At 39.3% G+C, this 12,557-nt stretch carries 12 protein-coding genes; 7 read left to right on the forward strand and 5 right to left on the reverse strand.

Annotated elements, in window-relative coordinates:
* Positions 1-104: 104 nt before the first annotated feature.
* Positions 105-335, reverse strand: coding sequence for a hypothetical protein (locus AXK38_03600; GenBank protein ID AMH88390.1), 231 nt, complete (start codon positions 333-335; stop codon positions 105-107).
* Positions 336-525: 190 nt separating this feature from the next.
* On the opposite strand from AXK38_03600, the gene AXK38_03605 reads away from it, so the two are divergent.
* The 4 genes from AXK38_03605 to AXK38_03620 all read left to right on the forward strand — a co-directional run bounded on the left by AXK38_03605 (position 526) and on the right by AXK38_03620 (position 3,942).
* A complete protein-coding gene (locus AXK38_03605) occupies positions 526-1,209 on the forward strand; it encodes a glutamine ABC transporter permease (protein ID AMH88391.1) in 684 nt (227 codons plus the stop codon).
* On the forward strand, positions 1,209-1,943 hold the full coding sequence (gene glnQ / locus AXK38_03610) for a glutamine ABC transporter ATP-binding protein (protein ID AMH88392.1): 735 nt from the start codon (positions 1,209-1,211) through the stop codon (positions 1,941-1,943). The genes AXK38_03605 and glnQ overlap by 1 nt, the downstream gene beginning before the upstream one ends.
* Before the next feature lie 153 nt (positions 1,944-2,096).
* Positions 2,097-2,954: a bifunctional 5,10-methylene-tetrahydrofolate dehydrogenase/5,10-methylene-tetrahydrofolate cyclohydrolase gene (locus AXK38_03615; protein AMH88393.1), complete on the forward strand. Its 858-nt coding sequence runs from the start codon at positions 2,097-2,099 to the stop codon at positions 2,952-2,954.
* Between the two features lie 133 nt (positions 2,955-3,087).
* Positions 3,088-3,942 (forward strand): carbohydrate kinase, encoded by an 855-nt coding sequence (locus AXK38_03620; protein AMH89621.1) that lies wholly within the window; start codon positions 3,088-3,090, stop codon positions 3,940-3,942.
* A gap of 253 nt (positions 3,943-4,195) precedes the next feature.
* Here AXK38_03620 and AXK38_03625 read toward each other — a convergent pair whose 3' ends face one another.
* Positions 4,196-5,437: a D-alanyl-D-alanine carboxypeptidase gene (locus AXK38_03625; protein ID AMH88394.1), complete on the reverse strand. Its 1,242-nt coding sequence runs from the start codon at positions 5,435-5,437 to the stop codon at positions 4,196-4,198.
* A gap of 102 nt (positions 5,438-5,539) precedes the next feature.
* Between AXK38_03625 and AXK38_03630 the strand changes: the two genes are divergently transcribed.
* Positions 5,540-6,649, forward strand: coding sequence for a hypothetical protein (locus tag AXK38_03630; protein AMH88395.1), 1,110 nt, complete (start codon positions 5,540-5,542; stop codon positions 6,647-6,649).
* Positions 6,650-6,855: 206 nt separating this feature from the next.
* The gene (gene tuf / locus AXK38_03635; protein AMH88396.1) at positions 6,856-8,052 is read left to right on the forward strand and encodes an elongation factor Tu; all 1,197 of its coding nucleotides are present in this window, start codon (positions 6,856-6,858) and stop codon (positions 8,050-8,052) included.
* Between the two features lie 147 nt (positions 8,053-8,199).
* On the opposite strand, the gene AXK38_03640 is transcribed toward tuf, so the two are convergent.
* The 3 genes from AXK38_03640 to AXK38_03650 form a co-directional block, all read right to left on the reverse strand.
* Positions 8,200-9,456 (reverse strand): transposase, encoded by a 1,257-nt coding sequence (locus tag AXK38_03640; GenBank protein AMH89622.1) that lies wholly within the window; start codon positions 9,454-9,456, stop codon positions 8,200-8,202.
* Positions 9,457-9,622: 166 nt separating this feature from the next.
* Complete coding sequence (locus AXK38_03645) at positions 9,623-10,705, reverse strand: RNA helicase (protein ID AMH88397.1); 1,083 nt, start codon at positions 10,703-10,705, stop codon at positions 9,623-9,625.
* Positions 10,702-11,679: a dehydrogenase gene (locus AXK38_03650; GenBank protein AMH88398.1), complete on the reverse strand. Its 978-nt coding sequence runs from the start codon at positions 11,677-11,679 to the stop codon at positions 10,702-10,704. The genes AXK38_03645 and AXK38_03650 overlap by 4 nt, the downstream gene beginning before the upstream one ends.
* Positions 11,680-11,832: 153 nt before the next feature.
* Here AXK38_03650 and AXK38_03655 point away from each other — a divergent pair, with 153 nt between their 5' ends.
* Positions 11,833-12,525 (forward strand): hypothetical protein, encoded by a 693-nt coding sequence (locus AXK38_03655; GenBank protein AMH89623.1) that lies wholly within the window; start codon positions 11,833-11,835, stop codon positions 12,523-12,525.
* Positions 12,526-12,557 lie beyond the last annotated feature (32 nt).

The following is a 12,557-nucleotide window of genomic DNA, read 5'->3' on the forward strand; positions in this document are numbered from 1 at the left end:
GTTACAATGAAAATTTTTGTGAATTTGGACTATAAAAAAATCCTATTTGTGAGACAAAAAGGATTTTGGTTAGACATGCAGGGACAATCCCAGCTTGTTTTAGATTAGTAGAGGAGTTCGTAAATCTCCATTGCAATCAAGTCAATGCTGTCAAAAGTATAAGTTTCGCGAGCCTCTACATCACGAAGGGTAAAGATTGATCCGTTTTCTTCGTCGTGGCTGTATGCAACTTCTGCAACAACAACTCCTTCGCGTTCAAAATTACGTTTTAAATTTCCGCCGTCTTTTGCCATTGCTTCAAGGCGGTTGATGATTCTAACCAAATGTGATTCCATTTTGATTCTCCTTCATTTCTTATCGTTACTATTTTACCATAAAGGAGGCCAACTTGACTAGAAAAAACTAAGATTTCTCGCTAATTCTACCAGCTTAAAGTTTTTTTGAATAAATTGGATAAAAGGTTTGAATTTTAATTCAATACATGTTATAATCATACAGTATTCTATTTTAGAAAGCAGTGTGACTATGAATTTTTCTTTTTTACCTAAGTATTTACCTTATTTTAACTATGGGGCTGTTGTGACGGTTCTCATTTCTATCTGTGTTGTCTTTTTGGGAACTATTTTGGGTGTTGTCTTGGCTTTTGGGCAACGTTCAAAGTTTAAACCGCTTGTTTGGCTCGCCAACTTGTACGTTTGGATTTTCCGTGGGACACCGATGATGGTTCAGATTATGATTGCCTTTGCTCTTATGCATATCAATGCTCCGACTATTCAGGTTGGAATTTTGGGTGTCGATCTTTCTCGCTTGATTCCAGGGATTTTGATTATCTCTATGAACAGTGGTGCTTATGTTTCTGAGACTGTTCGTGCCGGAATCAATGCGGTTCCAAAAGGTCAGCTAGAGGCGGCTTATTCGCTAGGGATTCGTCCTAAAAATGCGATGCGCTATGTGATTTTGCCACAAGCAATCAAAAATATTTTGCCAGCTTTGGGGAACGAATTTATCACCATTATCAAGGATAGCTCCCTCTTATCAGCTATTGGTGTCATGGAGTTGTGGAACGGGGCTACAACAGTTTCTACAACAACCTATCTACCTTTGACACCACTTTTATTTGCAGCCTTTTACTACTTGATTATGACCTCTATTTTGACAGTGGCTTTGAAAGCTTTTGAAAAACGTATGGGACAAGGAGATAAGAAATAATGACAGAAACCTTGATAAAAATTGAAAATTTACATAAATCATTTGGAAAGAATGAAGTATTGAAGGGTATCAACCTTGAGATTAAAAGAGGTGAAGTTGTGGTTATCATTGGTCCTTCAGGTAGCGGGAAATCTACCTTGCTTCGCTCTATGAATTTGTTGGAAGAAGCAAGCAAGGGGAAGGTTATCTTTGAGGGAGTCGATATTACGGACAAGAAGAATGACCTGTTTGCCATGCGTGAGAAGATGGGCATGGTTTTCCAACAATTTAATCTCTTTCCTAATATGACTGTGATGGAAAATATCACCTTGTCACCTATCAAGACCAAAGGTGAGAGCAAGGCTGTTGCTGAGAAGAGAGCTCAAGAACTTTTGGAAAAAGTTGGTTTACCAGATAAGGCAACTGCTTATCCACAGAGTTTGTCAGGTGGGCAGCAACAACGGATTGCCATCGCGCGTGGTTTGGCCATGGAACCAGATGTTTTGCTCTTTGACGAGCCAACTTCAGCCTTGGATCCTGAGATGGTTGGAGAAGTTCTGGCTGTTATGCAAGACCTTGCCAAATCAGGAATAACTATGGTTATCGTAACACATGAAATGGGATTTGCCCGTGAGGTGGCAGATCGTGTTATCTTTATGGCAGACGGTGTAGTTGTTGAAGATGGAACACCTGAGCAGATTTTTGAACAAACCCAAGAACAACGGACTAAAGACTTCTTGAGTAAGGTTTTATAATCTATTTTAAAATTTCAAGACAAGATTAATGAAAAGCTCGACCCGAGCTTTTTCTTATAGTTTGAAACTATAGGATTGCCTAGGAAAGAAGTGTTAGAGGGGACCAACAGTTTTTGGTATAATGGAAGATATTTGAAAGAAAAGAGAATTGATATGACACAGATTATTGATGGGAAAGCTTTAGCGGCCAAATTGCAGGGGCAGTTGGCTGAAAAGACTGCAAAATTAAAGGAAGAAACAGGTCTAGTGCCTGGTTTGGTAGTGATTTTGGTTGGGGATAATCCAGCCAGCCAAGTCTACGTTCGCAACAAGGAACGTTCTGCCCTTGCGGCTGGTTTCCGTAGCGAAGTAGTGCGAGTTCCAGAGACCATTAGTCAAGCGGAATTGTTAGACTTGATTGCTAAATACAATCAAGATTCAGCTTGGCATGGGATTTTGGTTCAGTTACCATTACCAAAACACATTGATGAAGAGGCGGTTTTATTGGCTATTGACCCAGAAAAGGATGTAGATGGTTTCCATCCTCTAAATATGGGACGTCTTTGGTCTGGACATCCAGTTATGATTCCATCAACACCTGCAGGAATTATGGAAATGTTTCATGAATATGGGATTGACTTGGAAGGTAAAAATGCGGTCGTCATCGGTCGTTCAAATATCGTTGGAAAACCCATGGCTCAGCTTCTTTTGGCCAAGAATGCAACAGTGACCTTGACTCACTCAAGGACTCATAATCTTGCTAAGGTGGCTGCGAAAGCAGATATTCTTGTGGTCGCAATCGGTCGTGCTAAGTTTGTGACTCCTGACTTTGTGAAACCAGGTGCGGTAGTCATTGACGTTGGGATGAACCGCGATGAAAATGGCAAGCTTTGTGGAGATGTTGACTATGATACCGTTGCACCACTTGCTAGGCATATCACACCAGTTCCTGGAGGCGTTGGTCCTATGACCATTACTATGCTAATGGAGCAAACCTATCAGGCAGCAGTTCGGACATTGGAAAGAAAATAAGAGAAAATTCGCTGAAGAGAGTGTATTTTCAATAGCTATATCTAAAATGGCATACAATAATTGTAAAAATAAAATTACAAAAGGAGGTCTGCGCCTCCTTTTTGTTGTATAATAAATGCGAGAGGAAAAAACGATGAAAGTGATTGATCAAGCCTTACTAGAAAAAGTTATTATTGAACGTTCTCGTACAAGTCATAAAGGAGACTACGGTCGCTTACTTCTGTTAGGTGGTACCTATCCTTATGGTGGTGCTATTATCATGGCTGCTTTGGCAGCTGTTAAAAGCGGTGCAGGATTGGTAACTGTTGGAACAGATAGAGAAAATATCCCTGCTCTACACAGCCATTTACCTGAGGCTATGGCCTTTGCTCTTCAAGACAAGCAATTATTAAAAGAGCAGTTGGAGAAGGCAGAAGTGGTCTTAGTGGGGCCTGGTTTACGAGACGATACTTTTGGAGAAGAACTAGTCAAACAGGTCTTTGCTAGCTTAAGCCAGAATCAGATTTTGATTGTAGACGGAGGGGCCTTGACCATACTTGCTAGGGCAAGATTGTCATTTCCTTTGAGTCAGCTTATCCTAACTCCTCACCAAAAGGAGTGGGAAAAACTGTCTGGAATTACGATTGAAAAGCAAAACGAAGCTATAACAGCTAGTGCCTTGATTTCCTTCCCTCAAGGAACAATTTTGGTAGAGAAAGGTCCAGCTACTCGTATTTGGCAAGCTGGCCAATCTGATTATTACCAGTTACAGGTTGGCGGTCCATATCAGGCGACTGGGGGAATGGGAGACACTCTGGCTGGAATGATTGCAGGATTTGCAGGCCAGTTTAAACAAGCTAATCTCTATGAACGTGTGGCAGTAGCGACTCATCTTCATTCAGCCATTGCTCAAGAGCTAGCTCAAGAACATTATGTGGTCTTGCCGACGGAAATTAGTAATTGTCTTCCTAAAGTAATGAAAAAAATATCTCAAAAAAGACTGGGATAAACTTCAATTTCATACTCAATGAAAATCAAAGAGCAAACTAGGAAGCTAGCCGTAGCCTGTACTTGAGTACGGTAAAGCGACGCTGACGTGGTTTGAAGAGATTTTCGAAGAGTACCGGGAGAAAACGAAGTGAATATTACCACAATAAAACGCATAATATCAAGTTTTTTTTAATACCTGATATTATGCGTTTTTGACTTTAAAGCCTTTTTTCTCTGTCTCTATTTTGGAGCAAGCTTCTGCTCAGAATGTTTTATAATTTCTCGTTGATAAATCGGATAAACTGATTCCACCAAACTTTTAAGAAGAAAGCTTTTTCAATTTTCTTTTCTGCTACCATTTCGAAACTAGGATGTTCTGTGGTAATGTAACCTTGACCAATCAAATCCTTGTCTTCGTAAGTCAAATGGCCGACCACTGTTCCAGCTTCAAGTGGTGCTGGGATTGCTTTGGAATCAGGAGTGAATTGAACAGATTGGGAAGATTGATTCCCAACACGTTCAATTAGATAGATATCCTCTGGGGCCACTGCAGTGACCGTATCTTCTTTTCCATCTTCTACAGGGGCTTTGCTATCTTGATAGGCATCACCTTTTTGCACGATTTTACGAAGTGTAAATGTAGAAGAAATATAATCCATTAGGGAAGATGTAGCTGTAAAACGAGCGTAAGGATTATTATCTTGATGGTCTGCATTCAAAACAACTGTAATAACTCTCATACCTTTTTCGACAGTGGTACCAACAAAAGACTCTCCAGCCTTATCTGTTGTTCCTGTTTTCAGTCCATCAAAACCACCACGGTAAGCAGGCAGACCTTCTAACATGTAGTTGGTCGAAGTGATTGTCATCCCAGCAAAAGTAGAAGAAGGTTTTTTGGTAATTTCTAAGACTTGTGGGTATTTTTTGATGAGGTTACGAGCAACGATAGCAACATCATAAGCACTGAGCTTATTTTCATCATCTTTATTAGACCCTGGGTAAATGTTATCTCCTAGAGTCTCGTTGTTAAGACCAGTTGTATTGACAAGGGTGGCATCTTTGATTCCCCATTCCAAGAGTTTGGCACGCATCATATCGACGAAGTCTTTCTCTGAGCCAGCAATTTTCTCAGCTAAGGCAATAGCGGCACTGTTGGCACTAGATACCAGGGTTGCTTCAAGCAACTCTTCGACAGTATAATTACGTGCCTCCATAGGAACATTACTGGCTTCAGAATTTGTCGTTAATTGATAAGGATAATCAGAAATATCTACTGGGGTGGAGAGTGTGATACTTCCATTTTCTAGAGCCTCATAGACAAGATAAACCGTAAGTAGTTTTGTTATAGAAGCAATTTCGACAGGTTGAGTTGCATCTTTCTCATAGAGAATTTTACCAGTATTGGCCTCAACAGCAATCGCATGTTTAGCAGCAATATTAAAATCTTGAGCAGCAACAGTAGATGCAGAGCCAAGTACGGATAAGCTTAGTAGAGTTAAAATGATTTTTTTCATAGCAAGTTTATTCTAACATAAAGAAAAAAATATTCCCAGTTTCATGATGGAAGAAAGAAGCTTTTTTGAAAGTATGGTAAAATAGATGAATGGAGGTAGCTCATGTTTCGTAAGAATAAATTATTTTTTTGGACCAGTGAGATTTTATTAGTAACAATCATTTTTTATTTATGGAGAGAGATGGGGGCGATTATCACGCCTTTTGTAAGCGTCGCAAACACCATCATGATTCCTTTTCTTCTAGGTGGTTTTTTATATTATTTGACCAATCCTATTGTAATTTTTTTACAAAAGTATTTCAAAATTAATCGTATCATTGGTATTCTACTAACCTTGTGTGCCTTGGTTTGGGGTCTTGTCATTGGGGTAGTCTATCTGTTACCGATTTTGGTCAATCAGTTGACCAGCTTGATTGCGACTAGCCAGACTATCTATAGTCGTTTACAAGATTTGATTGTGGATTTATCTACTTATCCAGCCTTTCAAAATTTGGATATTCAAGCGACGATTCAACAGTTAAATCTATCCTATGTAGATATTTTACAAAATATCCTAAATAGTGTGACAAATAGTGTCGGAAGTGTCATATCAGCTCTCTTTAGTACCGTTTTGATTATTATTATGACCCCCGTGTTTTTGGTTTATTTTTTGTTAGATGGTAACAAATTTTTACCGATGCTTGAGCGCACTGTTTTAAAGAGAGATAAGTTGCATATTGCAGGTCTCTTAAAGAATTTGAATGCGACAATTGCTCGCTATATTAGTGGAGTCGCAATTGATGCGATTATTATCGGTTGTTTGGCCTTTATCGGATATAGCGTGATTGGTTTGAAATACGCTTTGGTCTTTGCCATCTTTTCAGGATTGGCCAATCTCATTCCTTATGTGGGACCAAGTATTGGCTTGATTCCGATGATTATTGCCAATGTCTTTACGGATCCTCATAGAATGCTAATTGCAGTTGTTTACATGCTAATCATTCAACAAGTGGATGGAAATATCCTTTACCCTCGAATCGTAGGTGGGGTAATGAAAGTCCATCCAATAACAATTTTAGTATTACTTTTGTTATCAAGCAATATCTATGGGGTTATTGGTATGATTGTCGCTGTACCAACTTATTCTATCTTAAAAGAAATTTCTAAGTTCTTATCACGTTTGTATGAAAATCATAAAACAATGAAAGAACGAGAAAGAGAATTAGCTAAGTAAAAGTCAGGAAATTCCTGATTTTTCTTTTTCTTTAGGTAAATTATAGGAGTAGAAGTGCCATTTAGATTAGCCGATTAAGAATAATTCACAAAAACTTTGTAAAACACTTGCAATTTAGCTGAAATTTGATAAAATAGTAAGGAAAGTTAGACTGTATTGCCTACTGTCTATCTATAAAATATATTTTATTGGAGGCTTTTACTCAAATGGCAAAAGAAAAATACGATCGTAGTAAACCACACGTTAACATTGGTACTATCGGACACGTTGACCACGGTAAAACTACCCTAACTGCAGCTATCACAACTGTTTTGGCACGTCGCTTGCCTTCATCAGTTAACCAACCTAAAGACTATGCGTCTATCGATGCTGCTCCAGAAGAACGCGAACGCGGTATCACTATCAACACTGCGCACGTTGAGTACGAAACTGAAAAACGTCACTACGCTCACATCGACGCTCCAGGACACGCGGACTACGTTAAAAACATGATCACTGGTGCCGCTCAAATGGACGGAGCTATCCTTGTAGTAGCTTCAACTGACGGACCAATGCCACAAACTCGTGAGCACATCCTTCTTTCACGTCAGGTTGGTGTTAAACACCTTATCGTCTTCATGAACAAAGTTGACTTGGTTGACGACGAAGAATTGCTTGAATTGGTTGAAATGGAAATCCGTGACCTATTGTCAGAATACGACTTCCCAGGTGACGATCTTCCAGTTATCCAAGGTTCAGCTCTTAAAGCCCTTGAAGGTGACACTAAATACGAAGACATCGTTATGGAATTGATGAACACAGTTGATGAGTACATCCCAGAACCAGAACGTGACACTGACAAACCATTGCTTCTTCCAGTCGAAGACGTATTCTCAATCACTGGACGTGGTACAGTTGCTTCAGGACGTATCGACCGTGGTATCGTTAAAGTTAACGACGAAATCGAAATCGTTGGTATCAAAGAAGAAACTCAAAAAGCAGTTGTTACTGGTGTTGAAATGTTCCGTAAACAACTTGACGAAGGTCTTGCCGGAGATAACGTAGGTGTCCTTCTTCGTGGTGTTCAACGTGATGAAATCGAACGTGGACAAGTTATCGCTAAACCAGGTTCAATCAACCCACACACTAAATTCAAAGGTGAAGTTTACATCCTTACTAAAGAAGAAGGTGGACGTCATACTCCATTCTTCAACAACTACCGTCCACAATTCTACTTCCGTACTACTGACGTTACAGGTTCAATCGAACTTCCAGCAGGTACTGAAATGGTAATGCCTGGTGATAACGTGACAATCGACGTTGAGTTGATCCACCCAATCGCCGTAGAACAAGGTACTACATTCTCTATCCGTGAGGGTGGACGTACTGTTGGTTCAGGTATGGTTACAGAAATCGAAGCTTAATTCGATTTAGTTCCCAGAAGAACAATTATTTAAGTCAGACACTAAAAGAATCTTGCTTTGCAAGATTCTTTTTTCGAATATTGAACTAAAATTGAAGAATTGCTTATAAAAAAGGCTCTTTGTCAACTGTAGTGGGTTGAAGAAAAGCTAAGCTCGAGAAAGGACAAATTTCGTCCTTTCTTTTTTGATATTCAGAGCGATAAAAATCCGTTTTTTGAAGTTTTCAAAGTTCCGAAAACCAAAGGCATTGCGTTTGATAAGTTTGATGAGATTATTGGTTGCTTCTAATTTGGCATTAGAATAGGGTAACTGAAGGGCATTGACGATTTTCTCTTTGTCCTTTAGAAAGGTTTTAAAGACAGTCTTAAAAAGAGGATGAACTTTCTTTAGATTTTCCTCAATGAGTCCGAAAAATTTCTCCGGTTCCTTATTCTGAAAGTGAAAAAGCAAGAGTTGATAGAGATGATAGTGGTGTTTCAAGTCTTCTGAATAGCTCAAAAGCTTGTCAATAATCTCTTTATTGGTTAAGTGCATGCGAAAAGTAGGGCGATAAAATCGCTTATCACTCAGTTTACGGCTATCCTGTTGAATGAGTTTCCAGTAGCGCTTGATAGCCTTATATTCATGAGATTTTCGCTCAAATTGCTTCATGATTTGGACACGAACACGACTCATAGCACGGCTAAGATGTTGTACAATGTGGAAGCGATCTAGAACGATTTTGGCATACGGAAAAAGATGTTTAGCCAAGTCATAGTAAGGACTAAACATATCCATAGTAATGATTTTCACCTGACAACGAACAGAGCGATTGTAGCGCAGAAAATGATTTCTTATGATAGTTTGTGTTCTACCCTCAAGAACAGTGATAATATTGAGCTTATCAAAATCTTGAGCAATGAAACTCATCTTTCCCTTAGTGAAGGCATATTCGTCCCAGGACATAATCTCAGGGAGGTAAGAAAAATCAGACTTAAAACAGAAGTCATTGAGCTTGCGAATAACAGTTGAAGTTGAAATAGACAGCTGACGGGCAATATCGGTCATAGAAGTCTTCTCAATTAGCTTCTGGGCAATCTTTTGGTTGATGATACGAGGGATTTGGTGATTCTTCTTGACGAGAGAAGTCTCAGCTACCATCATTTTCGAGCAATGATAGCACTTGAATCGACGTTTTCTAAGGAGAATTCTAGTAGGCATACCAGTCGTTTCAAGGTAAGGAACCTTAGACGGTTTTTGGAAGTCATATTTCTTCATTTGACTTCCACACTCAGGACAAGATGGAGCGTCGTAGTCCAGTTTAGCGATGATTTCCTTGTGGGTATTCCTATTAATGACATCCATAATTTGGATATTTGGGTCTTTAATGTCTAGTAATTTTGTGATAAAATGTAATTGTTCCATAGGATTCTTTCTAATGATGGTTTGGTTGCTTTTCATTATAGATCTTATGGGACTTTTTTTCTACAACAAAATAGGCTCCATAATATCCATAGGGGATTTACCCACTACAAATATTATAGAGCCATAAAAAAGCCCTATACACTAGATGTGCATAGAGCAATGAAGATTATTTGATATAGAGTTCTTGATTTTTTAGGACAATTTCTCGTACACTTGTATACTTTTTGAGTTTTTTGATTTCTTCTGGATGAGTGACGAGAGTGATAACATAGCCTTCTTTACCCATGCGACCTGTACGACCAGCACGGTGAGTGTAGGTTTCAATATCTCTAGGAACATCAAAGTTTACGACGCATTCTAGACTATCGATATCAATTCCACGAGCCAAAAGGTCAGTTGCAAGGAGTAGGGTTAGTTGCTTATCTTTAAACTTTTCTAAGATGACTTTTCTAAATTTGACATTAACATCACTAGCGAGGGAAACAGCCAAGATATCCCGATACTGTAGTTTTTCTTCTGCGCTTCCAAGGTCTGATAGGCTGTTAAAAAAGACTAGTCCGCGGAAATCCTCAACATGAGCCAGTTTTCGTAGCATATCCACTCGGTGACGTTGGTCTACCTGCATGTAGAAATGCTGGATATTGTCCAGTTTTTGATCAGAGAGATTAATAGTGCGTGTATTCGGCACAATCTTTTCTTGGTCAAACTTGGTCGTCGCACTCATGTAGATGAGTTGGTGGTCACGAGGTGCGTAGTGAGTGATTTTCTCGACAAAGTGAATCTGAGAATCATCAAGCAATTGGTCAAATTCATCCAAGATGATGGTTTCTACATTCATCATCTTGATTTTTTTCAATTTAATTAACTCAAAGATACGACCAGGGGTTCCAATCAGAATTTCTGGTCCTTTTTTGAGGCGTTCAATCTGGCGTTTCTGACTTGAACCTGATAAGAATAGTTGGGCTGTCAAACCGATAGCTTCTGACCACGTTTTACATACATCAAAAATCTGTCCAGCCAGTTCTGTATTTGGTGCTAGAATCAAGAGTTGTTGCGCTTTTTTCTTTTGTAGTCGGAGAAGACTTGGTAGGAGGTAAGCTAGTGTCTTACCAGTTCCTGTTGGGCTCACTCCTAGAAGATTTTTTCCTGAAAGAATGGGCTCAAATAGTTGAATTTGAATGGGGGTGAATTCTTGGAAACCGAGCTGGTCACTCAATTCTTGCCATTCAGTCGGTAGTTTAGTTTTCATTTTTCTGCCTCAAATCTAATGCCAGCAGTCTGGCGCATGGTATATAGTAGGTCATGAACAGAGCTTGCATCGTCCAGCCAAGTCTGGTAGAGTGTCTGGTCTGGTTGCTGAATCATCTGTGCAAATGCAGCGACTTCTTCAGTCATCGTATGAGGAGCCTGTTGGATAGGGAGTTGGACTTGATTGCCTTGATGGTCGGTAAAAATAGCCGAACGAACATGCTCAATTGTGTTGAGCGTCAGGGTTCCATCTGTCGTATAAATCTCGCAAGGAAGATTGGAAGTGATGTTTTTCCCAGCCTTGATGTGAACTTGAAAGTCTGGGTAGAAGAGGATACCATCTCCATTTAGGTCAATGCTATTGTCAAGCTGTTGAGCTTGATAGGTTGCGACCTTAGCTTTTCCAAAAAGACGAACGGCAGCGTAGAGAGGATAAATCCCTAAATCCATAAGAGCTCCACCAGCAAAACGGTCTGAGAAGACATTTGGTGTCTGACCAGCCAACAAGTCAGGCATCTTGGAAGAGTATTTGGCATAATTGAAATCAGCTCCTAAGATTTGCTTGTCTGCTAAAAAGTTTTTGATAGTAGTGAAAGCTTTCTCGTGATAATTACGAGCTGCCTCAAAGATAAAACAGTGATTTTTATTAGCTGTTTGAATCAAATCCAGCCATTCTTGTGGCTGCGTGACAGCTGGCTTTTCAAGAATGACATGTTTACCTGCAGACAATGCAGCTTTTGCCTGAGAAAAATGTAAGGAGTTTGGACTGGCGATATAGACTACATCAAAGGAGCTCTTAAAGAAGTCCTCTACTTGATCGAATAGTTGGATATTTTCATAGCGAGAAGCAAAGGTTGCTGCAGTTTCTAGTTTTCTAGAATAGACTGCGACCAACTGATATTCTCCACTGGTATGGGCTGCTTCTATGAAGTGATGGCTGATAGCGCCAGTTCCGATGACACCTAATTTTAGCATAAATACTCCTTTTCCAATTTTAAATCCTTCTTTCATTATAACATAGATAGACGTGACTATCCAACAAGGGGTAAAAAATTTCAAATAAGCTACTAGGACTTTCCCAAAGAAAGTGGTACAATAATGAGATGAGTAAATGAAATGGGAGGAAAAATGAGGTTACTACCTATAAGAAAAATATCACGTCAGTCTAAGAGGCTAGCGCTTTTTTTGACTTTTTGTGCAGGATATGTAGATGCCTATACTTTTATTGTGAGAGGGAATACTCTTGTAGCTGGACAAACTGGGAATGTCGTCTTTCTATCAGTGGAACTCATTCAACACAATGTCTCAGATGCCAGTGCCAAAGTAATGACCTTGCTAGCTTTTATGATGGGGGTCTTTTTACTAACTGTTTATAAGGAAAAATTGAGAATTGTAAAAAAACCTATTTTATCATTGATTCCTTTGGCAATCCTATCAATCATTATTGGTTTTGTACCGCAAACTGTAGATAATATCTATCTAGTACCGCCCTTGGCCTTTTGTATGGGCTTGGTGACAACCGCTTTTGGAGAAGTGTCAGGTATAGCTTATAATAACGCGTTCATGACAGGGAATATCAAACGGACCATGCTGGCTTTTGGAGATTATTTCAGAACTAAGCACACTCATTTTTTACGTGAAGGTTTCATATTTGTTAGCCTGCTTAGCAGTTTTGTCCTCGGCGTTGTCTTTTCGGCTTATTTGACGATTTTTTATCATGAAAAGACCATTCTTGGTGTTCCTATTATGATGAGCATTTTTTACCTCAGTATGCTTTTTGCTTCGTGGCGGAAAAAAGTAAAAGAAAAAGCTTCATTTTAGGTGTTATTACTTGTAAGAAAATAGGAGATATG

Origin of the sequence: Streptococcus mitis (assembly GCA_001560895.1) — a bacterium.
Classification (GTDB): Bacteria; Bacillota; Bacilli; order Lactobacillales; family Streptococcaceae; genus Streptococcus; species Streptococcus mitis_Q.

Coding starts and splice junctions, on each gene's coding strand:
- AXK38_03600 (AMH88390.1), bottom strand. CDS start 335: ATGGAATCACATTTGGTTAGAATCATCAACCGCCTTGAAGCAATGGCA.
- AXK38_03650 (AMH88398.1), bottom strand. CDS start 11,679: ATGCTAAAATTAGGTGTCATCGGAACTGGCGCTATCAGCCATCACTTC.
- AXK38_03655 (AMH89623.1), top strand. CDS start 11,833: ATGAGGTTACTACCTATAAGAAAAATATCACGTCAGTCTAAGAGGCTA.
- glnQ (AMH88392.1), top strand. CDS start 1,209: ATGACAGAAACCTTGATAAAAATTGAAAATTTACATAAATCATTTGGA.
- AXK38_03625 (AMH88394.1), bottom strand. CDS start 5,437: ATGAAAAAAATCATTTTAACTCTACTAAGCTTATCCGTACTTGGCTCT.
- AXK38_03620 (AMH89621.1), top strand. CDS start 3,088: ATGAAAGTGATTGATCAAGCCTTACTAGAAAAAGTTATTATTGAACGT.
- AXK38_03630 (AMH88395.1), top strand. CDS start 5,540: ATGTTTCGTAAGAATAAATTATTTTTTTGGACCAGTGAGATTTTATTA.
- tuf (AMH88396.1), top strand. CDS start 6,856: ATGGCAAAAGAAAAATACGATCGTAGTAAACCACACGTTAACATTGGT.
- AXK38_03640 (AMH89622.1), bottom strand. CDS start 9,456: ATGGAACAATTACATTTTATCACAAAATTACTAGACATTAAAGACCCA.
- AXK38_03645 (AMH88397.1), bottom strand. CDS start 10,705: ATGAAAACTAAACTACCGACTGAATGGCAAGAATTGAGTGACCAGCTC.
- AXK38_03615 (AMH88393.1), top strand. CDS start 2,097: ATGACACAGATTATTGATGGGAAAGCTTTAGCGGCCAAATTGCAGGGG.
- AXK38_03605 (AMH88391.1), top strand. CDS start 526: ATGAATTTTTCTTTTTTACCTAAGTATTTACCTTATTTTAACTATGGG.